Source organism: uncultured Pontibacter sp. (assembly GCF_947499215.1).
GTDB lineage: Bacteria > Bacteroidota > Bacteroidia > Cytophagales > Hymenobacteraceae > Pontibacter.
This window is the reverse complement of record NZ_CANMNI010000003.1, coordinates 99777-125834: the sequence shown is the minus strand read 5'-3', so window position 1 is coordinate 125834 and position 26058 is coordinate 99777. Positions and strand designations below refer to the sequence as shown.

21 protein-coding genes are annotated in these 26058 nt (G+C 50.8%); 8 read left to right on the top strand and 13 right to left on the bottom strand.

Translation table 11 applies throughout. From position 1 onward, the window contains the following. Positions 1-31 precede the first annotated feature (31 nt). Positions 32-2311 carry an aconitate hydratase gene (locus Q1A04_RS14405; protein ID WP_299707341.1) on the bottom strand — a complete coding sequence of 760 codons (2280 nt, stop codon included), beginning with the start codon at positions 2309-2311 and terminating at the stop codon, positions 32-34. A gap of 337 nt (positions 2312-2648) precedes the next feature. Here Q1A04_RS14405 and Q1A04_RS14400 point away from each other — a divergent pair, with 337 nt between their 5' ends. Then, complete coding sequence (locus Q1A04_RS14400) at positions 2649-3746, top strand: peroxiredoxin (RefSeq protein ID WP_299707338.1); 1098 nt, start codon at positions 2649-2651, stop codon at positions 3744-3746. Positions 3747-3832: 86 nt separating this feature from the next. Here Q1A04_RS14400 and Q1A04_RS14395 read toward each other — a convergent pair whose 3' ends face one another. Continuing rightward, positions 3833-4456 carry a methyltransferase domain-containing protein gene (locus tag Q1A04_RS14395; RefSeq protein ID WP_299707335.1) on the bottom strand — a complete coding sequence of 208 codons (624 nt, stop codon included), beginning with the start codon at positions 4454-4456 and terminating at the stop codon, positions 3833-3835. A gap of 331 nt (positions 4457-4787) precedes the next feature. Beyond that, complete coding sequence (locus Q1A04_RS14390) at positions 4788-5768, bottom strand: polyprenyl synthetase family protein (RefSeq protein ID WP_299707332.1); 981 nt, start codon at positions 5766-5768, stop codon at positions 4788-4790. Between the two features lie 176 nt (positions 5769-5944). On the opposite strand from Q1A04_RS14390, the gene Q1A04_RS14385 reads away from it, so the two are divergent. From Q1A04_RS14385 to Q1A04_RS14375, 3 genes are all read left to right on the top strand, one after another. Next, a complete protein-coding gene (locus tag Q1A04_RS14385; RefSeq protein WP_299707329.1) occupies positions 5945-6802 on the top strand; it encodes an alpha/beta fold hydrolase in 858 nt (285 codons plus the stop codon). Beyond that, positions 6795-7283: a 2-amino-4-hydroxy-6-hydroxymethyldihydropteridine diphosphokinase gene (folK, locus tag Q1A04_RS14380; RefSeq protein ID WP_299707326.1), complete on the top strand. Its 489-nt coding sequence runs from the start codon at positions 6795-6797 to the stop codon at positions 7281-7283. Before Q1A04_RS14385 ends, folK begins: the two co-directional genes overlap by 8 nt. Positions 7284-7492: 209 nt before the next feature. After that, positions 7493-8122, top strand: a complete 630-nt coding sequence (locus Q1A04_RS14375; RefSeq protein ID WP_299707323.1) for a hypothetical protein — start codon at positions 7493-7495, stop codon at positions 8120-8122. An 86-nt stretch (positions 8123-8208) separates the two neighbouring features. Here Q1A04_RS14375 and fabD read toward each other — a convergent pair whose 3' ends face one another. From fabD to Q1A04_RS14360, 3 genes are all read right to left on the bottom strand, one after another. After that, complete coding sequence (gene fabD, locus Q1A04_RS14370) at positions 8209-9090, bottom strand: ACP S-malonyltransferase (RefSeq protein ID WP_299707320.1); 882 nt, start codon at positions 9088-9090, stop codon at positions 8209-8211. 258 nt (positions 9091-9348) lie between these two features. Next, a complete protein-coding gene (locus Q1A04_RS14365; RefSeq protein WP_299707317.1) occupies positions 9349-9777 on the bottom strand; it encodes a thiol-disulfide oxidoreductase DCC family protein in 429 nt (142 codons plus the stop codon). Continuing rightward, positions 9777-12539, bottom strand: a complete 2763-nt coding sequence (locus Q1A04_RS14360) for a gliding motility-associated C-terminal domain-containing protein (RefSeq protein ID WP_299707315.1) — start codon at positions 12537-12539, stop codon at positions 9777-9779. The genes Q1A04_RS14365 and Q1A04_RS14360 overlap by 1 nt, the downstream gene beginning before the upstream one ends. A gap of 229 nt (positions 12540-12768) precedes the next feature. Between Q1A04_RS14360 and Q1A04_RS14355 the strand changes: the two genes are divergently transcribed. From Q1A04_RS14355 to Q1A04_RS14340, 4 genes are all read left to right on the top strand, one after another. Further along, entirely contained in the window at positions 12769-13467 is a 699-nt protein-coding gene (locus Q1A04_RS14355; RefSeq protein ID WP_299707312.1) for a succinate dehydrogenase cytochrome b subunit, read from the top strand. Between the two features lie 21 nt (positions 13468-13488). Beyond that, positions 13489-15423, top strand: coding sequence for a fumarate reductase/succinate dehydrogenase flavoprotein subunit (locus tag Q1A04_RS14350; RefSeq protein ID WP_299707309.1), 1935 nt, complete (start codon positions 13489-13491; stop codon positions 15421-15423). A 123-nt stretch (positions 15424-15546) separates the two neighbouring features. After that, a complete protein-coding gene (locus Q1A04_RS14345) occupies positions 15547-16299 on the top strand; it encodes a succinate dehydrogenase/fumarate reductase iron-sulfur subunit (protein WP_299707306.1) in 753 nt (250 codons plus the stop codon). Positions 16300-16445: 146 nt separating this feature from the next. Continuing rightward, positions 16446-16970, top strand: a complete 525-nt coding sequence (locus tag Q1A04_RS14340) for an NAD(P)H-dependent oxidoreductase (protein WP_299707304.1) — start codon at positions 16446-16448, stop codon at positions 16968-16970. A 369-nt stretch (positions 16971-17339) separates the two neighbouring features. On the opposite strand, the gene ftsZ is transcribed toward Q1A04_RS14340, so the two are convergent. The 7 genes from ftsZ to murD form a co-directional block, all read right to left on the bottom strand. After that, complete coding sequence (ftsZ, locus tag Q1A04_RS14335) at positions 17340-18929, bottom strand: cell division protein FtsZ (protein WP_299707301.1); 1590 nt, start codon at positions 18927-18929, stop codon at positions 17340-17342. 46 nt (positions 18930-18975) lie between these two features. After that, positions 18976-20268 carry a cell division protein FtsA gene (gene ftsA, locus Q1A04_RS14330; RefSeq protein WP_299707298.1) on the bottom strand — a complete coding sequence of 431 codons (1293 nt, stop codon included), beginning with the start codon at positions 20266-20268 and terminating at the stop codon, positions 18976-18978. A gap of 12 nt (positions 20269-20280) precedes the next feature. Next, on the bottom strand, positions 20281-20928 hold the full coding sequence (locus Q1A04_RS14325; protein WP_299707295.1) for a hypothetical protein: 648 nt from the start codon (positions 20926-20928) through the stop codon (positions 20281-20283). Positions 20929-21043: 115 nt separating this feature from the next. Beyond that, a complete protein-coding gene (murC, locus tag Q1A04_RS14320) occupies positions 21044-22438 on the bottom strand; it encodes a UDP-N-acetylmuramate--L-alanine ligase (RefSeq protein ID WP_299707292.1) in 1395 nt (464 codons plus the stop codon). Further along, the gene (murG, locus tag Q1A04_RS14315) at positions 22435-23547 is read right to left on the bottom strand and encodes an undecaprenyldiphospho-muramoylpentapeptide beta-N-acetylglucosaminyltransferase (RefSeq protein ID WP_299707289.1); all 1113 of its coding nucleotides are present in this window, start codon (positions 23545-23547) and stop codon (positions 22435-22437) included. Before murG ends, murC begins: the two co-directional genes overlap by 4 nt. Continuing rightward, the gene (locus Q1A04_RS14310) at positions 23540-24688 is read right to left on the bottom strand and encodes an FtsW/RodA/SpoVE family cell cycle protein (protein ID WP_299707285.1); all 1149 of its coding nucleotides are present in this window, start codon (positions 24686-24688) and stop codon (positions 23540-23542) included. The genes murG and Q1A04_RS14310 overlap by 8 nt, the downstream gene beginning before the upstream one ends. Before the next feature lie 26 nt (positions 24689-24714). Further along, positions 24715-26058 carry a UDP-N-acetylmuramoyl-L-alanine--D-glutamate ligase gene (gene murD / locus Q1A04_RS14305; RefSeq protein ID WP_299707282.1) on the bottom strand — a complete coding sequence of 448 codons (1344 nt, stop codon included), beginning with the start codon at positions 26056-26058 and terminating at the stop codon, positions 24715-24717.

The window sequence follows — 26058 nt, the reverse complement described above, 5'->3', positions numbered from 1 at the left end:
GGCCTTTTCTATTATCGTAGCTAACTACTTACTAAGCGTTAGCTGACTGCTTCTGCTGCAAGCGAATCAGGTTAAGCGCTGAGCCAGCCTTGAACCACTCGATCTGACCTTCGTTGTAGGTATGGTTAACCATGAAAGCGTCTTGAGAGCCGTCTTTGTGCGTCAATACCACTTTCAATGGTACTCCCGGCGTGAAGTTCTCCAAACCTAGGATATCGATCGTGTCGGTCTCCTCGATCAGGTCGTAGTCGGCTTTGTTGGCGAATGTCAGTCCCAGCATACCCTGCTTCTTCAGGTTGGTTTCGTGGATACGCGCGAATGACTTCACGATAACGGCACGAACGCCCAAGTGGCGCGGCTCCATGGCTGCGTGCTCACGAGATGAGCCTTCACCGTAGTTCTCGTCACCTACTACAACCGTACCGATACCGGCACCTTTATAAGTACGAGCAGTGGCAGGCACTGTATCGTAGCCACGCGTCATGTCGTTGTATACCTTGTTGGATTCTCCGTTGAATGCGTTGATCGCACCGATCAGCATGTTGTTGGAGATGTTGTCCAAGTGACCACGGTACTTCAACCAAGGACCAGCCATGGAGATGTGGTCGGTTGTACACTTGCCTTGCGCTTTGATGAGCAGCTTCAGACCTTTCAGGTCTGTGCCTTCCCATGGCTTAAAGCCTTCCAGCAACTGCAGACGGTCAGATTTCGGATCAACCACTACTTCTACGCTGCTACCGTCTTCGGCAGGGGCTACATAGCCTGCGTCTTCCACGGCGAAGCCCTGCGGTGGCAATTCGATGCCTCTTGGCTCGTCCAGCATTACCTCTTCTCCGTCCGAGTTGATCAGTTTGTCAACCAGCGGGTTGAACGTCAGGTCACCGGCGATGGCGAAAGCAGTTACGATCTCAGGCGATGCCACGAACGCGTGTGTGTTCGGGTTGCCGTCGTTACGCTTAGCGAAGTTACGGTTGAATGATGTGATGATAGAGTTCTTGCGAGTAGGATCGTCTGTGTGACGTGCCCACTGACCGATGCAAGGACCGCAGGCGTTTGCCAGCACCACACCGCCCATCTGAGCGAAGGTATCCAACAAGCCGTCACGGGCTGTCGTGAAGCGTACTAGTTCAGAACCAGGTGTGATGGTGAACTCAGCCTGTGCAACAAGTTTTTTGGTCACAGCCTGCTCCGCGATAGAAGCGGAACGGGTAAGGTCTTCGTAAGAAGAGTTGGTGCAAGATCCGATCAGACCTACTTCCAGTTTAGCTGGCCAGTTGTGCTCTTTTACAACAGCAGCGAACTGAGAGATTGGCCAAGCAGCATCCGGCGTAAATGGACCGTTTACGTGTGGTTCCAGTGTATTCAGGTCGATCTCAATCAGTTGATCATAGAAAGCAGCCGGGTCAGCGTATACCTCGTCATCAGCACGCAGGTGCTCTGCTACCTCGTCCGCCATTTGTACCACTTCTTCGCGGTTCGTGGCACGCAGGTAGTCGCGCATGCTGTTGTCGTAAGAGAATACCGAAGTAGTCGCACCGATTTCAGCACCCATGTTACAGATAGTACCTTTACCAGTACAAGACATAGACTCAGCACCTTCTCCAAAGTACTCTACAATAGCCCCCGTACCGCCTTTTACAGTCAGGATACCGGCCACTTTCAGAATTACGTCTTTTGGAGAAGTCCAACCGCTCATTTTGCCAGTCAGCTTCACGCCTATTACTTTCGGGAATTTAAGCTCCCACGGCATACCGGCCATCACGTCCACGGCGTCAGCACCACCAACACCGATCGCGATCATACCCAGACCACCGGCATTAGGGGTGTGTGAGTCTGTACCGATCATCATACCGCCCGGGAAGGCGTAGTTCTCAAGCACCACTTGGTGAATGATACCGGCACCCGGCTTCCAGAAACCGATGCCATACTTATTCGATACAGAGGCTAGGAAATCGTATACCTCTTTGTTTTCATCATATGCGTCCTGCAAGTCTTGGTCAGCGCCAACACGAGCTTGGATCAAGTGGTCGCAATGCACTGTGGAAGGCACAGCCGCCTGCGGCTTGCCAGCCTGCATGAACTGAAGCAAGGCCATCTGCGCCGTTGCATCCTGCATCGCAACTCTATCAGGTGCGAAATCTACATAAGATTGGCCGCGCTCATGCGCCCCTGTAGCCGGACCTTCATAAAGGTGCGCATACAGTATTTTTTCTGTCAGGGTAAGCGGTCTGCCAACTTTAGTACGGGCAGCATTCACGCGCTCGGCCATCCCGGCATAAACTGCCTTGATCATTCCTAAATCAAATGCCATAGTTTTGCTATTGTTATTATTTTTAATGCTTCGTTGTGAAGTTTACAAATGTACGAAATATGAGTGTTTAAGCACAACATTAGCGGGCATGAATATAACATTTCCGCAGCTGCGCACGCTATTTGCAGCAAGTTTCGTTTTTCACAAATCCTTCTTGTAATTTTGCCGCATGAAACGTACTTGTTTTAATACCCCAATGAGGCTGATTTTGTTGTTTGCTTTATCGTTAACACAGCTCTTAAGCTCCTGTGGCTCTACCACATCTACTGATAACACCCTCCGAACCGGCCCTTGGCGTGTGGCGCTTCAGGCGCAGGGACAAGATATTCCTTTTATTATGGAAGCAGCGGAAAAAGACGGTGACACGGTGCTGTACCTGATAAATGGAGAAGAGCGCATACTCGTTGATGACATCAAGCAGGAAGGCGACTCTCTCAAAATCAGACTCCATATTTTCGATGCGGACCTGATCGCGAAAGTAGACGGGGATAAAATGGCCGGACGCTTCACTCGCAACGATTTAGCCAAGCGCTATTCTGTTCCTTTCACGGCGGAACATGGCCAGACGAACCGCTTCAAGGAAAATCCGGCAGCCGCAACTTACGACTACAATGGCAAATGGGAAGTGACTTTCACGAAAAAAGATGGCAAGACCTACCCGGCCATTGGCGTATTTGAGCAAAAGGACAATTACATAACCGGCACATTCATCACGCAGACAGGCGACTACCGTTACCTCGAAGGACAGGTAGAAGGCAATGAGCTCAAACTCTCTACTTTTGACGGCAACCATGATTACCTTTTCACGGCTCAGCCAACAAATGAGGAAACGCTGAAGGGCGAGTATTTTGCTGGTCTCTACGACTATGAAACGTGGACAGCAAAGCGCAACGAAAATGCTGAACTAACTAATGCCAATGAGCTAACCTACCTCAAGCCGGGCTATGAGTCGCTGGAATTCACTTTCCCGGATGTAAATGGAAAGCAGGTGTCGCTATCAGATGAAAAATACAAAGGCAAGGTGGTGCTGGTGCAGTTGCTGGGTTCTTGGTGCCCGAACTGTATGGACGAAACCCAGTTTCTGGCCCCATACTATGCGAAAAACAAAGACCGCGGATTGGAGATTATCGGTCTGGGATTTGAGCGAACCAAAGGTTATGAGCAGGCCGTGCCAAGGCTGAAGCGTATGCAGGCTCGTTTCAATATTGAGTATGATCTGCTTTATGGAGGTATAGCTGACAAAGAAGTGGCCGCCAAAGCTCTTCCGGCACTTAACCACGTCCTCTCCTTCCCGACCACCATCTTCATCGACCGCCAAGGCAAAGTGCGCAAAATCCACACCGGCTTCTCGGGTCCCGGCACCGGCCAATACTACGAAGAGTGGGTAGCGGACTTTAACAAGACCATGGACGATTTGCTCGCGGAGAAGATTTAAATTTCGATTGTTGATTGTTGATTACTGATTGTTGGATCGGCAGGTATAGCAGAGGCCGCTACTGGTGAAGTAGCGGCCTTTGTGATTTACAGAGGTTTCCGCAACCGTACAATCCTAAAAGTGCCCCCGAAAGCAGCCGGCTCATTCAGCTCCACCTGCAACGAGGTATGGCTGACGATACTCCCTATGCTGCGGTTGACATCTGAAAAGAGCGTGCTGGAGACTTGGTTAAAGAGACGGCGGAGCAGCGATGGCTTCTGGCCGTCCGGCAAAAACTTATCGAATACCATAATGGTGCCGCCCGGCTTCAGCACCCGCTCCACTTCTCGTATGCAGGCTATTGGATCAGGTATAACCGCAATAATCAGGTGCAGAAACACGGTGTCGAAACTGCTATCGGCATAACTTAGTCGCTGGCCATCCATTACGTGAGCATCGACAGGTATACCCAAGCTGGCGGCCCTTGCTTTTAGCTTAGCTATCATGCCGGGTGTGATGTCGTTAGCGGTGATGTGGGTATACCCCTGCAGGTATGGGAGGTCAAGCCCTGTGCCAGCACCAACAATAAGTATAGCGTCATCAGGTTGGGCCTGCAGCAGTTCGATGGAGCGCTTTCGGTACTTGCGGAAGATACGGTCCGCGACAAGGTCGTAAATGGGCAGGTATACCGTATAGCGCAGCCGGTTCCAAGTGTTGGTGTTGAGACTCATTTTTTCATAGGTTATTTTGCATGCTTAAAATTACCTACGTACTCCTGCACAAGACTTACAGATTTTGAAAGGAAGTTTATAAATATTGAATCCTGACCTCATAGCATCTTCTAGCCCTATGCGTGCCTGATAATTCGCCTATTCTTTAAGATGGAGCGCAGCAGGTGGTTGGCTATATCTAGACAGCACGTGAGAATTTTAAAAAAGCGGTATAGAAAAAGCGGCCAGAGTCCTGCGAATAGCTCACACTCGCGGGACGCGAGCGAGGGCAAGAATATTGAGGTCAAACCGTCTTAAAACAATTTAACACACAACAATTTAACACTTCAGTTTACTTCTCCCTCTCAATAGTATAAGCGATGAGTTGCTCCAGCGAGGTGCGGGACGGGGAGGCGGGGAAAGTATGGAGAATGGCGAGTGCCTCGGCGTGATACTGGTTCATGGCCTCGATGGTGTACTGTATACCGCCGGAGGCTTTCACATAATCGATCACCTGCTGCACACGCTTGTTGTCGCCGTTGTTGTTCTTCACGTTGTAGATCACACGGCGGCGGGTCATCCAGTCAGCTTCGCGGAGGGCATGGATCAACGGCAGGGTCATCTTCTTTTCCTTGATGTCTATACCTACCGGCTTGCCAATCTCAGCGGTACCGTAATCGAACAAGTCATCTTTTATCTGGAAGGCAATGCCTACCTTTTCGCCGAACAAACGGGCTTTCTCTATGTCTTCTACCGAAGCTCCTGCAGAGGCAGCACCTACGGCACAACAGGAGGCAATGAGAGATGCTGTTTTCTGGCGAATGATATCGAAATACACCGACTCGTCTATATCCAGACGTCGGGCTTTTTCGATTTGCAGCAGCTCCCCTTCACTCATTTCCTTCACGGCATTCGACACAATCTTGAGCAGTTCGTAGTCATCGTTCTGTAGCGAAAGCAGCAGGCCTTTGGAGAGCAGGTAATCGCCTACCAGCACGGCGATCTTGTTTTTCCAGAGGGCGTTTACGGAGAAGAAACCGCGACGGTAGTTGGCGTCGTCCACCACGTCGTCGTGCACGAGCGTAGCCGTGTGCAGCAGCTCGATCAGGGCCGCCCCGCGGTAGGTGGCATCGCCGATGGCGTCGCCGCGGAAGAGCTTGGCCATAAAGAACACGAACATCGGCCGCATCTGCTTGCCTTTGCGCTTCACGATGTAGCTCATGATCTTGTCGAGTAGCAGCACCTTGGACTTCATCGAAGTCCTGAACTTTCTCTCGAACAGCTCCATTTCCTGCGCAATGGGCGCTTGTATTTCCTTTAGGCTAATGCTCATGTGTTATTCCGCAATATTACTATGTGCAGGTGTGGTATCCAAACAAGTGCTCTAATTCAGCGTTTAAATATATGAATATAGAACAGGTGCCGCACCCCTACTAAACAAGCCAGTCAGTCGCAGGTTTGCCGCACGTCTAAAATAACTATATTGCCCTCTGATAACTCAAAAACACCATGGCAGATACACTCAAAGTAGACTTCGTTGTATACCCGGAGCATGAGCGGCCTTTTACCGCTGACGCCACCTACACCCAAGACGGAAACAAAAAGCCGGTGGTCATCTACACCCACGGCTTTAAGGGCTTCAAGGACTGGGGCCATTTTAACCTGCTCGCCAAGTATTTCAGCGAACGTGGTTTTGTGTTTATCAAATTCAACTTCTCCCACAACGGCACCTCCATCGACAACTTTTCTGACCTGCACGACATGGAAGCCTTCGGGCGCAACAACTTCAGCATAGAGTTGGAAGACCTGAAGTCGCTCATCAACTTGGTGCATGATGAAGAGGGTCCGCTGCCACAGAAAGAAATGGACTTGGATCGCATCTACCTGATCGGACACAGTCGAGGAGGCGGCTCTGTCATTCTCAAAGCAGCCGAAGACACACGCGTGCGCGCCGTGGCAACTTGGGCGGCTGTCAATAACTTTGACCAGCGCTGGGACGAACTGGAGAAGGAGTCTTGGAAAAAGGAGGGCGTGCAGTGGGTGACCAATGCCCGCACAGGTATACGAATGCCGCTCTATTACCAAATTGTGGAGGACTACCTAGCTAACGTGGAGCGGCTTGAGATACCGAAAGTAATCAAAAAAATGCAGCAGCCACTGCTTATTCTGCATGGCGAGGAGGATGAGACCCTGCCCGTACAAATGGCCCATGACCTGCATGCTTGGAAGCCCGACGCAGAGCTGCATTTGCTCCCCGGCGCCGACCACTCCTTCGGCGGCCAACACCCTTATGAGCAGGAGGAACTCCCCCTAGCGGCCCGTGCCGCAGCTGATTTGAGCATCACTTTTTTCCAGCGGCATGCCTAAGCTATACCTGCTGCTGGGCGGTAACCTCGGTGATCGCATCGGCTATCTTACCCAAGCACGAGAGCTGCTTGCCTCCCAAATCGGCCCCATTACAAAGAGCTCCGGGTTGTATGAAACAGCTGCATGGGGAAAAACAGACCAACCCGCTTTTTTGAATCAAGTGCTCGAGCTACAGACTGCGCTAACACCCGAGCAGGTGCTGCAGGGAATAAACCAGATTGAGCACGAACTGGGCCGGGTGCGCCAAGAGCACTGGGGCGCACGCGTGATCGACATCGACATCCTCTTCTACGACAACTTAGTGTTGCAGACCCAGCGCCTCACCATCCCCCATCCGCAACTGCATTTGCGCCGCTTCACGCTGCTGCCCCTCGCAGAAGTTGCCCCTAGCCTGACACACCCTGTTTTAGGTATAAGCATAGACGATCTGCTTAAAAACTGCCCGGATCCTTTGGAGGTACGGCTATTGGAGCAGCCTTAAAAAGCAGCGACTCACATCATTGGCCTAAAATCCCACAGGTCTACCCACTTAGTAACATGCTTCTACACAAGTGTTAAAAAATTCTGTATATTTATAGCTTTGTAGAAACGGATTAATCCGTGCAAATCTATACCTTGCTCCAATTGCTACCGGCAGCTACAGACTGCCGCAAGTCGGAAACCTAACACCCGGGCACAGCCGCTATCCACATGAAAGATCTACTCACCATTATTAATACAGAACGAAGTAGCCTCCTCCGTGGCTTTATAGTTGTGTTTATGCTGGTGCTTCCTTTTTCTTTTATTCCTTTCATAGCCAGACAGGGATTCTCGGCTCAGACCATCAGCCAGTCTCTTCCGGATGCGATGTTGTATGCGGCAATTTTTGCGTTGGGCCTGATTATCGTAGCGCTGCTCAACAACTATGAAAAGCTTTTGCAAAAAAAGCGGCTGTATGATCTTCCAGCTTTTACTGCCCTGCACTTTAATGGCGCCGTAGAGGGATACAACTCTATCATCAAGGAACTGTCCACTTATCTGATCGGCAAAGCCGGCGACTACTTCTTTCGGGTCAACATTGCAGACACCAGCCGCAAACTGGTTAAAATCGAGATATCCCCTTTGGTGTATATTGGCCAAGACACAGACTTGCTTCAAAAGCTAATACAGGAACTGGATCTGCGCGAGGAGCTCTATCTTTCTAAAGTGCTCTCCTTATCGGAGGAGAATCTACAGCAAAGCGACCTGCTTCTAACTGAAATAAACCGGCTTGCAGGCGAACTGGCCAGTGCAGGCGTTACGCCCTTAGAGGTTAACGACATCAGCCTATCCATCAATTAAGTCTGAACCACTCAATCAGCTAAACGAAAAAGTCCCTTTCCGACAAATCAGTCAAAAAGGGACTTTTTGTTATAAATTACGTCCGGTTACTCCACAGAGCTTACTTCTGCCGTACGCTCAATTTTTTTCACCAGTCCCTGCAACACTTTACCCGGTCCGCATTCCACAAAGTGCGTGGCACCGTCGGCCACCATCTGCTGAACCGACTGCGTCCAGCGCACTGGAGCTGTCAACTGGCTGATCAGGTTTTGCTTAATTTCCTCTGGGTTTGTGTGTGGCATCGCGTCTACGTTCTGATAGATGGGGCAGATACCTTGGCTGAACGTCGTCTCATTGATTGCCTTGGCCAGCTCTTCCTCGGCTGGTTTCATAAGCGGCGAGTGAAAGGCTCCTCCTACCGGTAGTGGCAGGGCACGCTTGGCACCGGCCTCTTTCATTTTTTCGCAGGCCACTTCTATACCTTTGTTAGAACCCGAAATCACCAACTGGCCCGGGCAGTTATAGTTTGCCGCTACCACAACTTCACCCTCTATGGAGGCGCATACCTCCTCTACCTTCGCATCTTCCAAGCCAAGTATAGCCGCCATGGTAGATGGATTGGCCTCACAGGCCGCCTGCATAGCCATTGCTCTCTTGTACACCAAGCGAAGACCGTCTTCAAAGCTCAGCACCTTGCTGGCCACCAGTGCCGAAAACTCACCCAGCGAGTGACCTGCCACCATATCCGGATGAAAATCTGTGGCAACGGCTGCCTGCGCCACGGAGTGCAGGAAAATAGCCGGCTGCGTTACTTTGGTCTGTTTCAGCTCCTCATCGGTGCCGTTGAACATGATCTCGGTGATATTGAAACCAAGTATCTCGTTTGCCTGATCGAACAGCTGGCGAGCGGCTTCGTGCTGCTCATACAGGTCCTTGCCCATACCTACAAATTGTGACCCCTGTCCTGGGAAAACGTATGCCTTTTTCATGCTAATGTTTATTGTTAATATTTGATTGCCAGTTGATGATTGTTGATTGGTTAAATTGTTAAATGGCTGAGTGTAGTCTTTGGGGGTCTGGTTTATACCTATCCTGAATGATTATACAGGTATAGCCCATGCTCACTGTCGTTCATACCTATCCCACTTATACTTGGCTCTGAGGCACAAACCCCACAAATGCAGCCAAAACTTGCCCCAAGCAAAAGCTAGGCAACAATTTAACCATCAACAATTAAACGATTCAATTTAAAACGCCACAAACCTCGCCCGTTCTTCGGGGCTTGGCAGCAGGCAGGCTTCGTCACGGCCGGCGATGCGGTAGCGGTGCTTCGCTATGAAGCGGTACACAAAATCGCGGAAAGATAAGGGAATAAACCTGAAATAGTAAAGTACTGCCCACGGAAAATTGAGGTGGCGGGCGATGCGGAGGGCGGCTTCGGACTCGGTGTAGAGCCGGCCGTTTTCATAAAAAAGAATGGAATCAGGCAGCGGAGTAGGTATTTGCTCTTGAGGCACAATTTGCTCTACCAAACCTGACTGCAGGGCTGCGAAATGCAGATTCTGACGCTTGTTGTAACGGAGTGCAAGCTGGATGCTGGCCTGGCAAAAGCCGCAGGTGCCATCGTAAAACACGATGGGCAAACCTTGCAGCCGTTCCATTTCCTCTTTTGTCATTAGCGTACGATCTCTACCCAGCCTTTGTACTTGCTACGCGCTCTAGCTGGGTCAATGGTTATAAATTCTACTTCAGCTTCATAGTAATAAACACCGTCGTTCAGTCGATTGCCATCGCTATCGGTACCCGGCCAGTTTATATACGCGTCGTCACTGCTTTCGTATACCTTCACCCCCCACCGGTTGAACACCGAGAAATTAGTCGAGCGAATAAAGAGCGCCCGCGGATCTGGCCGGAACACGTCATTTTTACCATCGCTGTTAGGCGTAATAATGTTTGGCAGCAGGAAGAAGAAGCAATTGTCTTTACACTCCTCGTTACTCGGAGCGCTCTCTTCACCTGCCGAGCTCGTCGCTGTCACATAGTAGCAACCAGCAAATGACTCCAGTCCGGTATGGGTATAGGTCATCTCCTCGGTTGTCGCCAGTTGGCGGTATTCGGTTTCACCCGGCCCTCTGAAGTACACGGTATAAAAGTCAATTTCGTCGGTGCAGTCGCCTGTTGTCTGTGGCACCCAGTTCAACACATTCTGATACGGTGGCTGGGTTGGGTTCGCAAAAAAGGCCTCGCAGTCGAGTATATCGAGGGTTAGCTCCGGCGGACAGATGATAAGCGGCAGTTCCACGCAAACCTGCTGACTAAAATTGCGAAGCGGTTCCGGCAGGCCTTCAATTTGATAGGTCCCCTGTGTGCGCACCACATAGCAATAGGTCTGACCCCGCTCGAGTGGCGCCGAGCTGGAACCGCGATCTGTGAATGTACCACCCGTAGCGGTAGCGGTTACACTGCCGATTTCCACTAGGTCGTTGCCGACCACACGGTACACCTGATGCTCCAGCGCCTCGTTTCGCCATGGCACATTGTAGGTCCAGTTGAGGGTGATAGCCAAGTCATTCTGCGTACTGGTTGGCTCTGCGGCCAACCGTACGCTTGAGGCTGATGTGCTGTCGCGAAGCAAGTCCGGTGTAGGGCCACCCGCCGTGCGTGTGCTATAGAACTCCAGCTTATAACGGTATGCGTTTTCCTCGGTATTCAGACCGCTGTTTACAAACACGGTATCAGTAAGTCGTCGTGAGGTGAATACCCGCTGGTAGCCGCCGCCCTGCTCCTGCCCTACTTTGCGGTATAGTCTGTATTCAAACGGGGCGTTCAATCGGTCAACGCCTGCGCCAGGCTGGGTCCAACGCACCGTGATCTGGCCATTGCTGACATCCGTGCGGTCCACCGTTACATTGGTGATGTAAGGTATGTCTCGATCGAGCGCCACGCAGGCCTCTATAGAGGCAATACTTTTGCCTCCGCCCGGTGCAGGGAACTCAGCGTAAATCACATAGCAGTACTCGGCACCAGCTTGGAGCCCTTGCCCATCATTATCGTCTAGAAACTCTGTGCGTTCTTTGCCTACTTCACCTATCAACACATAGCCCGTACTTGCCGGCACCCCTGTTTCGCAAGGCCCCGGACGCCAACCAGAAGGCCCTTCCCGCCTGTAGATGCGGATGGTAGAAGCATTCTGACAGGTATACTGATCCCACGTCAATCGGACGGTACGGTCTTGGGCAGTTGCCACTAGGTTCTGCGGAGGCGGCCCCACCACCGTAATACGGTAGGGTTGCAGGTCAGCCAGCTGCCTCGAAGGGGGCGGCGGATTATCCTCGGCACGGAACACAAGCTGGTATGGCTGCGCCCGCACGTCCTCGCAGGTGGTGCTCCAAACCAAGCGTCCGGCTGCGCGTCCGTCTTGGTTTACAGTCTGGTTGAAAGTAGCCGGTGGTATGATACCGCCAGTACCAGCCGCCGTCAATACGATGCGGTGGCCATCAGGGTCAGTGGCTGTGATGGTCGTGCTTAGGGTCGTGCCCGCTACAATACAGGTGTCGCGCGGCGTCAGCACAGGAGGCTGGTTTCGGGCGTCCACTACCAAGATCTGCATGTCACGGACCACACGGCTAATCAAAACGGCGCCTCCCCCGGGGGTGACGCGCCATTCCTCCACCACAAAGGCTACGTTATACTCGCCCAGTTGGCAGGGGGCATCCCATGTCAGCTGACCGGTTAGAGGGTCCAGTGTGAAAGTAGCGGGACCTGTGTTGTTTGAGTTACGGCAACTCCCGACCAGATTTGGGTCTCGATAACCCGGGGCATTGGTGATAACACCCGCCGTATTGCGATACTGGGGCTGAACCAGTTTAAAAGCCAAGCTGTCGCCGTCAGCATCAACGGCGCCAGGGTTATGTACCCAACGCTCCCCTGCTGTAGCTTCGTCAATAGGCGCCACGGTCAGAACTGGCGTACTGTTCAGACCTCGCAAAGGATTGATGGAGATAGTCGTAGAGATAGCGAACGTAAGCTGGTCCGTAGGGGCAGCGAGGTTCAGGATGCCCCCGTTTCGGTTTTCGCCAACCCATGTTACCGTATAGGTACCTGCGTTGGCATAGGTATATTCCCATTCATACACCGCCCGGTTTACATCGGGCTTTACAACAGTTGGGCCAATGCGGTCTACCCGTACGGTATTACCGTCGCCCATCGAGATGTTTACAAAAGGGTCTTCGGCCGGAGAGCTTATCTTATTAAAGATAACCATGGTGAAGAAGAATTTCCGAGGATTCGGATTTGGACCGCTGTCGGCCCGAGCAGTGATGTCACCCGCTCTGATGTGAGTTGCCTGTGCCTCGAATGCATACCCCAACAACAAGATCAACACCAACAGCGCAATGCGGCCAGGCAAGCAATACCTCAAGCGTAAACTATTTGGCATAAGCGTAGGATTAGGTTTGGCGCTGAACAAAGGTAAAATGAAAACTGATATTTTACCTTTTTATTATCAACAAAAGCAAGAAAAGTGGGTTTATACTATATGGTTTTCAGTCCTACGCATAGCAATTTAGATTGATTCAAAATATACTATTTAAATTGTTTTATACGGGCTCTGCATGTACCTTTGGGCATTAAAAAGCATTCATTACTTAACCTTCTAACAAATACAGATGAATTGGTTTACTAAAACGTTTTCCAGTACAATCGGCCGCAAGATCATCATGTCTATCACAGGTCTTTTCCTGTGTTCTTTCTTGGTAGTGCACCTAATAGGTAACTTGACGCTATTCAAAGGTGATGACGGTGTGACATTTAACTTATATTCACACTTCATGGCGAATAACCCTATCATCCGCACGATGGAGATTGTTCTGGTGTTAGGCTTCGTTTTCCACATTTATGATGCCCTGGTGCTGACACGTCGCAATAAGACGGCTCGCCCTGTTGGCTATTCGGAAAACCACCCACAGGAGAACTCTAACTGGTCTTCCCGCAACATGGGCCTGCTCGGCACAGTTATTCTTGTTTTCCTGATCATCCACCTTTGGAATTTCTTCGTACCTGCCCGCTTTGGCGGTGTAGCGGGTCTTGAGGGTCTTGAAGGTGTTGTGATCGACAATGTAGACTATGACAACCTATACCTGAAGGTCGTGCAATCTTTCCAGATCTGGTGGTATGTGGTGATTTACGTGATCGCCATGGTGGCCTTGGCTTACCACTTGATCCATGGTTTCCAGAGCGCATTCCAGACGCTTGGCCTGACGCACAAGAAATACACACCGTTCATTAAGACTTTCGGTGTTATTTTTTCTGTTTTGGTATGCTTTGGCTTTGCCATCATTCCGATATACTTCTTTTTCGCGGCATAACATTAACTTTCAAAAGTTGCTATGATATTAGATTCGAAAATCCCGGAAGGCTCTTTAGCAGAGAAATGGGATAAACATAAATTCAATGTGAAGCTGGTAAACCCAGCCAACAAACGTAAATACGACATCATTGTAGTGGGTACTGGTCTTGCCGGTGCTTCTGCTGCTGCTACTCTTGGCGAACTGGGCTATAACGTGAAAGCGTTCTGCTTCCAGGATTCCCCTCGCCGTGCGCACTCTATCGCCGCACAGGGTGGTATCAACGCCGCTAAAAACTACCAGAACGACGGTGACTCGATCTTCCGTCTGTTCTACGACACCATCAAAGGTGGTGACTACCGCGCTCGTGAGGCTAACGTATACCGTCTGGCGCAGGTGTCAGTTGACATTATTGACCAGTGTGTGGCGCAAGGTGTGCCTTTCGCCCGTGAGTACGGAGGTTTGCTAGCCAACCGTTCGTTCGGTGGTGCTCAGGTATCGCGTACGTTCTATGCACGTGGCCAAACGGGACAGCAGCTGCTATTAGGCGCTTACTCTGCCCTGAACCGTCAGATCGCTTACGGCAAAGTGAAGATGTTCCCTCGCACCGAGATGCTTGACCTTGTGATGGTGGACGGCAAAGCCCGCGGTATTGTGGTGCGAAACCTGATCACTGGTAAAGTAGAATCGCACAGCGCGCATGCGGTGGTGCTGGCAACCGGTGGCTACGGCAACGTGTTCTTCCTTTCTACCAACGCAATGGGCTCAAACGCCACAGCGGCTTGGAGAGCTCACAAGAAAGGCGCTTTGTTCGCTAACCCTTGCTTCACACAGATTCACCCAACCTGTATACCTGTTTCCGGAGAATACCAGTCTAAACTGACGCTGATGTCAGAGTCCCTGCGTAACGACGGCCGTGTTTGGGTTCCTAAGACAGTTGAGATTGCCCAGCGCCTGCGCAAAGGCGAGATTACCGTTAACGATATTAAAGAAGAAGACCGCGACTACTATCTGGAGCGCAAATACCCAGCCTTCGGTAACCTCGTACCGCGCGACGTGGCATCACGCAACGCGAAACTGATGTGTGACGAGGGACGTGGCGTGGGTGCTTCCGGTCTAGCCGTATACCTTGATTTTGCGGATGCCATCAAGCGTGAAGGCCAGCCGGCTATCGCTGCCAAGTATGGTAACCTGTTTGAGATGTACGCCAAGATCACGGACGAGAACCCATACGAAAAACCAATGCGTATCTACCCTGCCGTGCACTACACCATGGGTGGCCTTTGGGTGGATTACAACCTGATGACCAACATACCGGGTCTGTACGCGACTGGAGAGTGTAACTTCTCTGACCACGGTGCTAACCGCCTCGGTGCTTCTGCCCTTATGCAGGGTCTGGCTGATGGTTACTTCGTGATTCCTTACACCATCGGTGACTACCTAGCGCAAACTCCTTATGATAAAGTAAGCGTAGACCACCCTGCCTTTAAAGAAGCGGAGCAAAACGTGAAAGCCACTACTGACCGTCTCCTTTCTATCAAAGGAAACCGCACAGTGGATGATTTCCACAAGGCACTTGGTTTGATCATGTGGGATTACTGCGGTATGGCCCGTAACGCCGAAGGTCTTCAGTTTGCCAAACAGGAGATCCGCAAGTTGCGCGATGAGTTCTGGCAGAACGTGAAAGTAACCGGCGTAAACGAAGAGCTGAACCAGACTCTGGAGAAGGCACATCGCGTTGCTGACTTCTTGGAACTCGGCGAACTGATGGTAGACGACGCTCTGCACAGAAACGAGTCTTGTGGCGGCCACTTCCGTGAGGAGTACCAGACGCCTGAGAACGAAGCTCTGCGTGACGACGAGAACTTTGCCTATGTGGCTGCTTGGGAGTATACCAACAACGACGGTAACCCGATCCTGCACAAAGAGGAACTGAAGTTCGAAAACGTGAAGCTAACGCAGCGTAGCTATAAGTAATGATTAATTAATAATTAGGAATGAGTAATGGGCTTGGCAGCAGGCAATTAGAAATTCTTAATTCATAATTCTTAATTCGTAATTAATAAAGAAATGGCTGGAAGTAATCCAAATGCTAAACCAATGGACCTCACATTGAAGATTTGGCGCCAAAAAGATAAAAACTCGGCAGGTCAGCTGGTAACCTATCCACTGAACGGTATATCTCCGGATATGTCTTTCTTGGAAATGCTGGACGTGCTTAACGAAGAACTGCTGGTGAAAGGCGAAGAGCCTGTTGCCTTTGACCATGACTGCCGCGAAGGTATCTGCGGTATGTGCAGCTTGTTCATCAACGGCCGTGCACACGGTCCAGAGCGCGGAACAACCACTTGCCAGTTGCACATGCGTCACTTCAACCACGGCGACACCATCACGATCGAGCCTTGGAGAGCAGCCGCTTTCCCGGTGCACAAAGACTTGATCGTAGACCGCTCTGCCTTCGATCGTATTCAGCAAGCCGGCGGTTACGTATCTGTGAACACGGGTGGTGTACCTGACGCAAACGAGATTGCTATACCTAAGACAATTGCTGACAAAGCGTTTGATGCCGCTACCTGTATCGGATGTGGTGCCTGCGTAGCAGCTTGTAAGAATGCCTCTGCTATGCTCTTCGTGAGCGCGAAGGTGTCTCAGCTGGCTATGCTGCCACAAGGTAAGGTAGAGCGCAAAACACGCGTGGAAAACATGGTGGCCCAGATGGACGTGGAAGGCTTCGGTGCCTGCTCTAACATTGGTGCTTGTGCCGCTGAGTGCCCAGTGGGCATTTCACTCGACAACATCGCCATGATGAACCGTGAGTATCTTGGAGCAAAAGCAAGCTCAGAGAACGTTTAGTTAGCCTGATTCTATTAGCTCGGAAGGCGAGGCAGGAAACTGTTCTCGCCTTTTGCTTTTTGTGATAGCGAAATCTTAGGAATACCTTTACCATCCTAAACAGTGAAGCATACTCCCTGTTTAAAGAGAAACACCAGATACACTCTATGATTACCATCATTACCGGCACCAACAGACCAGCATCTAATTCAAGAGCGGTAGCCAACCTCTACGCGCGCCTATTAGAGCAGCACAAACAGCCTCACCAGATTCTGGACTTGGCTGACCTGCCTGCAGATTTCACCAGCTCAGCGCTGTACGACAATATTGGAACGAATGAGGCCTTTAACCAGCTAAGCAGTTTGATCGGGAGCTCTGATAAATTCGTTTTCGTGGTGCCGGAGTACAACGGCTCCTTTCCGGGTGTGCTCAAGGCCTTTATAGACGGGCTAGCTTATCCAAATACTTTCCGCAACAAGAAAGCGGCTTTGGTAGGTATATCTTCAGGCGTGCAAGGCAGTGGGCTCGCCATGAGCCATCTGACCGATATCTTTAATTACTTAGGCATGCACGTACTGGCACTAAAGCCCCGCCTTGCCCAAATCGAGAAGCACTTTGACGGTACTGCCATCACCAATGAGCTATACCTTGAGCTTTTAAATCAGCAGATAGATCAGTTCATCCATTTTTAAAAGCAAGCGCTTCAACTCCTGTGCGGATACCCATGCGCAAACACGCTATACTCGCTATATTGATTAACCTTTCGATTGTAGCTTTATTGGTATATAAGGTGTGGACTGGCAATGATAAGGCTCCGATTTTGTTTATGCTTGTTTACCCAGTCTTATTACTGATCAACCTAACAGTTTGGACCATATTAAAGAAAATGCACAAGCCAGAGGCTACAATTTACAAGGATACTGTCTTACTACTGCTTTTACTTTTTATACCTGCTATTTTTCTTTCAGCCCTATTCTAAATAGAAGTTTCAGGTATAGGTATAAAACAAAATAGCCCGCAAGTGAGTGCGGGCTATTTGCATTATTAGAAAACAGGAATAATTAGTCTACATTATCATGCAGGAAACGGTTGTCTCCCAAGATCTCGTTGTCGTCATTGAGATTGAAACGAGAGATGTTGCGCTCAGAAGAGTGTGCAACAGAGTCTAGCGCCACGTTGCGACGCAGGTAGGCCGGAACATCCAGCTTCTCTTTAATAGCCTCACTGGTAGTCATGTCAGCGCTAAGTCTCTTTAGCATTTCACGTCGCTCCTGCGCTTTGCGGTCCATCAGCTCACGCTGTTCAGTACGGCGTTTTTCTTCGAGGGCGGCATAGTCTTCCTGCTGTGGGGCAGAACCGAAGTTATTGCCATACTCTTGTGTGGTTGAACCCTCTAGGTTGAACACACGACGCTGTGGCTGTTGCGGCTGAGGTGTCTGCTGTTGCTGCGGAGCTTGCGGCTGTTGTGGGGCAGGCTGTGGCTGCTCTACTACCGGGCGACGCATCTCGAACTGCTGCTGTACAGGCTGCTGTGGCGCAGTCACAACAGGGGCTACCACAGGCTCCGGCACAAAGTTCACCATTTTAGGCTGCTCAGGCTTTACCGGCTCAGCCACCTCTATTGGCTTCTGGCTGTTAAGGTCGAAGATCGTTTTTTTTGGCTCGATGATGGATTCCGCGTCACTGGCAAAACCAGTGGCGATAACCGTCACACGAATGCTCTGGCCCAGTGAAGAATCGATACCGTGACCAAAGATTACTTCTGCTTCCTGACCGGCTTTGTCTTGGATGTACTCCGTGATTTCAGTCAGTTCGTCCATTTCCAGTTCGGCCTGCTCACCAGACATAATGGAAAGCAATATTTTCTGCGCACCGTGGATATCGGTGTTGTTCAACAATGGAGAAGAAAGCGCCTCTTCTGCGGCACGAAGGGCGCGGCCTTCGCCTTCTGTCGTTGCAGAACCCATCACTGCAGCTCCAGAATCTTTCATTACCGTTTTAACGTCTTCAAAATCGACGTTGACTTCGGCTGTAACAGTAATAATTTCAGCAATTGATTTAGCAGCTGTGGTCAACACGTTGTCAGCCTTTGCAAAAGCTTCACGGATGGTCAGGTTACCGAACATCTCGCGCAGCTTGTCATTCAGGATAACAAGGATCGTGTCACAGTTTTCGCTCAGCTCCTTGATACCGTTCTCAGCGGCCGTCTTCTTTTTCTTGCCTTCAAACACAAAAGGCGCAGTCACAATACCCACTGTCAGGATGCCTAACTCTTTGGCAACTTTAGCAATTACAGGAGCTGCACCGGTACCAGTTCCACCGCCCATACCGGCCGTGATAAACACCATTTTGGTATCATTGCTGAGCAACTCGCGTATCTCTTCCTTGCTCTCAAGGGCTGCGTGCTTTCCTTTCTCAGGGTTGGCTCCAGCACCCAGACCTTCGGTCAGGTTCAAGCCTATTTGAAGTTTGTTCGGTACGCTACTGCTTTTCAAGGCCTGCATATCCGTATTGCAAATCACGAACTCTACGTCCTTGATGCCTTGGCTATACATGTGGTTTACCGCGTTGCTGCCCCCGCCCCCGACGCCAATCACCTTGATGATGGACTTACCGTTTGCCGGCAGGTCAAAACTGTACATTGAAGTCATGCTAAAATCTCCTGCTATTATGGGTTTCTAATAATTTTGCTTCTATTTAGTCTATGTCGTCCGACAAAAGACCTTTGATTCTGTCGAGAAAACCTTTGCCGCTGCTTTCTTTGCTTGCGGTTTTAGTTACTACTCTGTTGTACTCTTCATGCTGCTGCACTTCCACGTGTTTTTCCTCGCGCTGGTCAAGTGACTGATAGCCTGCCAGCACAAGACCTACGCCTGTTGCGTGCATTGGGCTCTTCACGGCATCGATCTTCGATTTGCCCAAGTGCTCATTCGGATAGCCAATGCGGGTATCCATTCCGGTGATGTACTCTACCAGCTGCACCAAGTTCTGCAATTGCGCGCCTCCGCCCGTAATTACTATACCTGCGGCAAGGCTGTTACTGTATCCTGACCTAACAATCTCTGCATAGATCAGTTCAACAATCTCCTCCATTCTCGCTTCTATAATATAAGCAAGGTTTTTCAGAGAAATCTCTTTCGGTGTACGGTCGCGTAGTCCCGGAATCGAAACGATCTCATTCTCAGAGGCTTCGTCGGCAATCGCCTTTCCGAACTTCACTTTCAGCTGCTCTGCTTGGTTCTGCATTACCATGCAGCCCTGCTTAATATCGGACGTGATGATATTGCCCCCGAAAGGAAGAACTGCCGTATGTCGGATAATATTGTCTTTGAAAATGGCAAGGTCCGTCGTACCGCCGCCAATGTCCACAAGAGCCACCCCTGCTTCTTTCTCCTCGTCGCTCAGTACTGACATGCTCGAAGCCAGTGGTTCCAGTATCAGATTGTCAATCTCCAGTCCGGCACGGGCGATACATTTGTTGATGTTACTGATGGCATTTGACTGCGCCGTGATGATATGGAAGTTACCCTCCAAACGCACACCAGACATACCTACCGGATCGGTGATTCCTTCTTCGTAGTCCACCTTGTACTCCTGCGGCATCACATGAATGATTTCACTTCCCGGAGGCGTCACCAAACGGTACATGTCGTTTGTCAGACGGTTCACATCATCAACGGTTATCTCGTCGTCAGTTACCTGACGGGTGATGCTGCCATTGTGCTGCAGGCTCTTGATGTGCTGCCCGGCAATGCCCACGTTGACCACCTTGATGTTGATGCTCGCCTGATCCTCGGCCTGCTGAACGGCTTTCCTGATCGCCTCTACGGTTTTGTCGATGTTGCTGACAATACCGCGTACCACCCCTTCCGAAACAGCCTTCCCCATTCCAAGGATCTCCAGCTTTCCATACTCATTCTTCCGACCAACAAGTGCGCAAACTTTGGTTGTGCCGATGTCCAAGCCTACTACTATTTTGTCGTTCTGCATATGCTGTATATGTTATTCACAAATAATCTGATCTTCGTACTCCACATTGACTCTCTTATATTTGTCCCAGCCCATCACGGGCAGCACCTCTTTATAAAAGACCATCAACTTTTTAAATTTCTGTTCCGCTTCGTCCGGTTTTCCAAACTCAATGGTGTGCTCCCCTACCTGCGGCAGGAAAGATACGCTGCCCTTCTCATCGATATGCATCTGGGCTAATTGGGCTTTCCAAAACTGATCGGTTTCAATGAACCGCAGTAAGGAAAGATAGGCTTGGCCTGTAGAGTCCTGAAAGAAATCCCTGCCGAACGGTCTGCCGGACTGGGTTTTCGTAATAGGTATAACACGAGCGGTGTATCTTTCGGAGAGGGGCAGCATGTTTCCCTCTGCATCTATGTAGACATCCTGATCTGGTCGTATAATTCTAGCTATAGGCCTGTTTTGTTTTATGCTTACTTGGATGTTACCGTCGAGCCCTCTGAACACCTCCGCCTCTTTTACAAAGCTATGCGCTTCGATGCGCTTTTCAAGGTTTTTCAGATCGATCTGCTGGTTGGGCAAGCCTTCCAATTTTCGCTCACCTTCACGGGTCAGAAGGTCTCTGACTTCTTCATCCCCAATAAAGTAATTATTGTACTCATTATCAATTGTTATTGACACTTTCTCACACTTTTTTTCATTTTGGCGAGAAGAGGCAAATCCTGCAAGGGCAGCGATCGTAACCACGCTACAACATGCAAAAATTAAAGATTTTATTTTACTATTCAAGCCCATTTCAGTTATTTTCTAAAATATTTTTTATAGGCTTCACTAATGTATCGATATCTCCGGCTCCTACAGTCGCCAGCACCTCAAAATCAGCGTTTTCAGCTAAATAAGCCGCCACGTCCTCTTTGTGCAAAAGTTGTTTTTTTGGACCTTCTACCAAACCCAAAATCATTTCTGAAGTTACACCTTCAATTGGCTTTTCCCGTGCTGGGTAAATGTCCAGTAGTATAAGTTCATCCGCAGCGCTCAAACTCTGTGCAAACTCGGTTGCAAAGTCACGCGTGCGGCTAAATAAATGAGGCTGAAACACCACAGTCAGCTTTTTGTCCGGGTAAATGGCACGCAAAGATGTCATGAACGCGTCGATCTCTTTCGGGTGATGCGCATAGTCATCAATGTATATCTTGCCCTGCCCCTCATACACGATTTCAAAGCGGCGCTTCACGCCTCTGTAAGTTGCCAGTGCCTCACGCAGTTTATCTTCTGACACCCCCATGATCTGACCCGCTATCAGGGCAGCCAGCGCATTCTCTACATTGTGATATCCGGGTAAAGCGAGCACCAAACGACCTATGTTACCGAAGGGTGTTTCGGCATCAAAACAGAAGCTGTACCCCTGTATTTCAAGCTGTTGTACATGACCGCCACCTTCGTTCAAGCTGTAGCGAATCACCTTAACACCGTCCTGCACTTTTTCAAGTAACCGCGGATCAATGGCGCTGTGCAAAATCAGATAGCCGCCGGGTTTCACTTGACTGATGAACTTCTGAAAGGTCCTGATCAGTTCCTCTTTGTCGCCATAAATATCCAAGTGATCGGGATCAGCCGAAGTCACGATGGCGATGTCCGGGTAGAGCGTCAGGAAAGAACGGTCGTACTCGTCGGCTTCCACCACAATCGTCTCCTGCTCAGCCGTTCCGCTACCGATCAAAAGGTTCGAGTTCAGGTTGGTCGCTATACCTCCCAAAAAGGCAGAGCAGTCCACGCCGCCTTCGTGCAGCAAATGCGTCACGATGGAGGAAGTCGTTGTCTTGCCGTGTGTACCGGCCACAGCCACGGTATAGGCTGAACCTGTGATAATGCCCAACACCTCCGAACGCTTCTTGATAGTATAGCCCTGCTCTTTCAGGTAGGCCCATTCGGTATGCTCAGCAGGTATAGCCGGCGTGAGCACCACCAAAGTAGCCGTCTTGTTTTCTAGTACTTCTTTTGGCAGCTGGTTTACATCATCTTCATAATGCACCCGGATGCCCTCCTGCTCCAGTGCCTCGGTGAGTGGGGTGCGCGTTTTGTCGTAGCCCCATACCGGAAGCCCCCGGGCATTGAACCAGCGGGCGATGGCACTCATGCCGATGCCGCCGATGCCTAGGAAATAGATATAGCTATAGTCTTCCAGTCTCACTTGATCAACTTAAACAGTTCGTTTACAATATCGACAGCGGCATTTGGCCGCGCCAGTTTCAGTATGTTTTGCGTCAGACGCTGCTGCTCTGCCTCGTTACCGGCCAGCTCCAAGGCGGCAGGTATAAGCTGTTGCTGCGCTTCAGCATCGCGCACCAACAGGGCGGCCTGCTCCTGCACCAGCGACATGGCGTTTTTGGTCTGGTGGTCTTCGGCCACGTTCGGCGAAGGCACCAGTATGCTTGGCTTACCGGCCAGACACAGCTCCGAAATCGAGAGCGCTCCGGCTCTGGATACCACCACATCGGCGGCGGCGTAGGCCAGATCCATCTGTCGGATGAAATCGAAGGCGCGTATACCTGCGTCGGCAAACGGTTTCTCCAGTTCCTGCGCCTGCGGGTAATATGCCCTGCCCGTCTGCCAGATCAGTTGATAGCCAGCGTCTGCGATCTGCTGCAGTCCAGCGGCTATACTTTGGTTGATGGTTCTGGCACCTAGGCTTCCGCCTATCACCAGTATCGTTTTCTTTTCGGAGGTCAATCCAAAGTGCAGCAAGGCCTCGCGGCGTTTGCCCTCAAGCTCCATGATGTCCTTGCGAACCGGGTTGCCCGTCATCACCAGCTTTTCGGCCGGAAAGAAGGCGTCCATGTTGTTGTAAGCCACACAGATCTTCTGCACCCGCTTTGCCAACAGCTTGTTGGTGATGCCGGCATAGGAATTTTGCTCCTGTATCAGTGCCGGTATACCTTTGGATGTCGCAGCATACAATAGCGGACCGCTGGCATAGCCGCCCACACCCACCACGGCATCCGGCTTGAAATCGCGTATAATCTTGTTCGACATCCGGATACTGGAGATCACTTTCCAAGGGAAAGAGAGGTTGTCCAGTGTGAGGCGGCGCTGCAGTCCGCTGATCCAGAGACCAACGATCTTATACCCCGCTTCCGGCACCCGTGTCATTTCCATGCGCCCGATCGCCCCCACAAACAGGATCTCCGCGTCAGGGTGCACCATCTTGATCTGGTTGGCAATGGCAATGGCCGGATATATGTGCCCGCCGGTGCCGCCACCGCTGATGATGAAACGATATGGACGTTGCGGCTTAGGCATTGGCAGTCACTTTAGCGGTTGCACCCAATGTTTCCTCAGCCTTCACGGTACGGCTCACACTCAGAATAATCCCGATGGAAATACCAGTAAAGATCAGGGAGGTTCCCCCCATACTCAAGAGCGGCAACGGCAGACCCGTAATCGGACCAAGCCCTACGGCTACGCCCATATTAATCATGCCCTGCAGCACCAAACTGAAACTAAGACCGGCTGCCAGCAAGCCTCCGAAGGCTCCGTTGCTCTTTGTGACCGTGACCAGTCCACGGTAGAGCAAGGCAAGGTATAGGAACAGCACCAAGGCGCCGCCCAGTAAACCGTATTCCTCCAGTATGATCGCATAAATAAAGTCTGAGTAAGGGTGCGGCAGAATATCGCGCTGGTCACTGTTGCCCGGACCTTTACCCACCACGCCGCCAGTAGCGATCGCGATGTAGGACTGCTCGAGCTGGAAAGCGGTTTCGGATTCGTCAAAGAATGCCTCTACCCTGCTGATCGCCGTACCCAGACGCTGACCGGCTCCCAGACCAACTCCACCTAGCATGGCACCTGCTATCACAAAAACGGCCAGCGATTTCATCGGCACACGTCCGATGAACATCAGCAACAGGCTTGTCAGGAAAAGCAACACCGCTGTGGAGGTGTTCGTCAAAGCGATCAAGGCGCAGATGAAACCTGTCCAGGCGAAGATCGGTAGCAAGTTGCGCTTCCAGTCATCGAAGAGGTTCTGTTTCTTCGAAAGCATACTGGCCAAGTAGGATATCAGCGCCAGTTTCGCCAAATCCGAAGGCTGGAAGGTCTGGTTAATCACTGGGATGGTAATCCAGCGGGACGCTTCGTTGATGTTCGAACCGAAGAAGAAGGTATAGAGCAATAGGGGCACTGACAGAATTAGCGCCACCAGCGACAGTCGGGAATAGTAACGGTAATCGATCTTGTGGGCCAGCCACATAAAGGCCAGACCAATGAAAATCAGCGAAGAGTGCTTGAACAGGAAGTACTCCGTGTTGCCGTCCTTTTGCTTGTACGCCAAGGTACCGGTAGCCGAATACACGACTGCCATGCTGATAAGCGAGAACATCAGCACGATGCCCCAAAGCACCGCGTCCCCTTTCAGGTTCCGCTGCAACCACTGCTTGATCATATTACCCTTGGCTAAAAATTAAAAACTTACTTTCTTAAAACTATCTTCTCCACGGCCTCTCTGAAACGCTGCCCCCGGTGCTCGTAATTGTTGAACAAATCGAAACTCGCGCAGGCCGGTGACAACAGCACCACATCGCCCGGCGTGGAAAGCAATTTGCCCATGCGCACCGCGTACTCCATGGAAGTAGTTTCCACCACTACCGGCACAATACGCCCGAAGGCCTCTTTCAGCTTGTCGTTGTCCTTACCCAGACAAACCAGCACTTTTACTTTCTCCTTGGCCAGCTCGGTCAGCACGCTGTAGTCGTTGCCCTTGTCCACGCCGCCCGCAATCCAGATGATCGGCTGCTTTATACCTTCTAAGGCATAGTACACCGCTTCCACGTTGGTCGCTTTCGAGTCGTTGATGTAGGTGACTTCCCTTGACACCGTGATCACCTGCAAACGGTGCTCAGCATTCTCGAAAGTCTCCAGCCCCTTTTCAATCTGGCTGTCTTCCACGCCCATCAGCTTGGCGACCGCCACTGCGGCCATCGTGTTGTACTGGTTGTGTTTACCGATCAGGGCAGAGCGCGACGCGTCGATGTCGCCCTCGAAGAACTTAATGTTTATTTTAACATGTGTTCCTTCACATAGTACTTTCGCACCTTCCGTTGCTTGGAGCGAGAATGGGACTGTGGTTCCGCCAAAAGACGCAGAATCGAACGCATTACGGATAATATCATCATCGTTGTTTAAGATAAAATAGTCCGCGCCGCTCATGTTCTGCGCGATGCGCAACTTTGAGGCGGCGTACTTGTTCATGTCATAGCCATACCGGTCTAGGTGGTCTGGCGTAATATTTAACAGTACTCCAATATGTGCTTTGAACTGGTACATGTTGTCGAGCTGAAAACTACTCAGCTCCACCACATAGTACTCGTGCTTGTTGTCAATCACTTTCTCGGCCAAGCTCTCACCGATGTTACCCGCCAGCCCCACGTTTATACCTGCGCTCTTTAGCAAGTGGTAAGTCAGCAAAGTCGTCGTGGTCTTGCCGTTGGTGCCCGTGATGCAGATGAACTTCGCGTCGGTATACCTGCCGGCAAACTCAATCTCCGATATTACCGGTATTCCTTTTTTGATCGCCTCCTGAATGATGGCCGCCTTGTCCGGTATACCCGGGCTTTTGATGATCTCGTTGGCCTCCAGTATGCGCTCAAAGGTATGGGTGCCCTCTTCGTAAGGTATAGCCGCTGTTGCCAGCTTGGCTTTGTATACCTCCTTGATCTGCCCCATGTCGGACACGAACACATCAAGCCCCTTCGCCTTGGCCAGCAATGCTGCCCCTACGCCACTTTCTCCCGCTCCGAGTATCGCTAGTTTCAT

Excerpts from the sequence above, each read along its gene's own strand:
- Q1A04_RS14405 (WP_299707341.1), bottom strand. The coding sequence starts at position 2,311 with ATGGCATTTGATTTAGGAATGATCAAGGCAGTTTATGCCGGGATGGCC.
- Q1A04_RS14400 (WP_299707338.1), top strand. The coding sequence starts at position 2,649 with ATGGAAGCAGCGGAAAAAGACGGTGACACGGTGCTGTACCTGATAAAT.
- Q1A04_RS14395 (WP_299707335.1), bottom strand. The coding sequence starts at position 4,456 with ATGAGTCTCAACACCAACACTTGGAACCGGCTGCGCTATACGGTATAC.
- Q1A04_RS14390 (WP_299707332.1), bottom strand. The coding sequence starts at position 5,768 with ATGAGCATTAGCCTAAAGGAAATACAAGCGCCCATTGCGCAGGAAATG.
- Q1A04_RS14385 (WP_299707329.1), top strand. The coding sequence starts at position 5,945 with ATGGCAGATACACTCAAAGTAGACTTCGTTGTATACCCGGAGCATGAG.
- folK (WP_299707326.1), top strand. The coding sequence starts at position 6,795 with ATGCCTAAGCTATACCTGCTGCTGGGCGGTAACCTCGGTGATCGCATC.
- Q1A04_RS14375 (WP_299707323.1), top strand. The coding sequence starts at position 7,493 with ATGAAAGATCTACTCACCATTATTAATACAGAACGAAGTAGCCTCCTC.
- fabD (WP_299707320.1), bottom strand. The coding sequence starts at position 9,090 with ATGAAAAAGGCATACGTTTTCCCAGGACAGGGGTCACAATTTGTAGGT.
- Q1A04_RS14365 (WP_299707317.1), bottom strand. The coding sequence starts at position 9,777 with ATGACAAAAGAGGAAATGGAACGGCTGCAAGGTTTGCCCATCGTGTTT.
- Q1A04_RS14360 (WP_299707315.1), bottom strand. The coding sequence starts at position 12,539 with ATGCCAAATAGTTTACGCTTGAGGTATTGCTTGCCTGGCCGCATTGCG.
- Q1A04_RS14355 (WP_299707312.1), top strand. The coding sequence starts at position 12,769 with ATGAATTGGTTTACTAAAACGTTTTCCAGTACAATCGGCCGCAAGATC.
- Q1A04_RS14350 (WP_299707309.1), top strand. The coding sequence starts at position 13,489 with ATGATATTAGATTCGAAAATCCCGGAAGGCTCTTTAGCAGAGAAATGG.
- Q1A04_RS14345 (WP_299707306.1), top strand. The coding sequence starts at position 15,547 with ATGGACCTCACATTGAAGATTTGGCGCCAAAAAGATAAAAACTCGGCA.
- Q1A04_RS14340 (WP_299707304.1), top strand. The coding sequence starts at position 16,446 with ATGATTACCATCATTACCGGCACCAACAGACCAGCATCTAATTCAAGA.
- ftsZ (WP_299707301.1), bottom strand. The coding sequence starts at position 18,929 with ATGACTTCAATGTACAGTTTTGACCTGCCGGCAAACGGTAAGTCCATC.
- ftsA (WP_299707298.1), bottom strand. The coding sequence starts at position 20,268 with ATGCAGAACGACAAAATAGTAGTAGGCTTGGACATCGGCACAACCAAA.
- murG (WP_299707289.1), bottom strand. The coding sequence starts at position 23,547 with ATGCCTAAGCCGCAACGTCCATATCGTTTCATCATCAGCGGTGGCGGC.
- Q1A04_RS14310 (WP_299707285.1), bottom strand. The coding sequence starts at position 24,688 with ATGATCAAGCAGTGGTTGCAGCGGAACCTGAAAGGGGACGCGGTGCTT.
- murD (WP_299707282.1), bottom strand. The coding sequence starts at position 26,058 with ATGAAACTAGCGATACTCGGAGCGGGAGAAAGTGGCGTAGGGGCAGCA.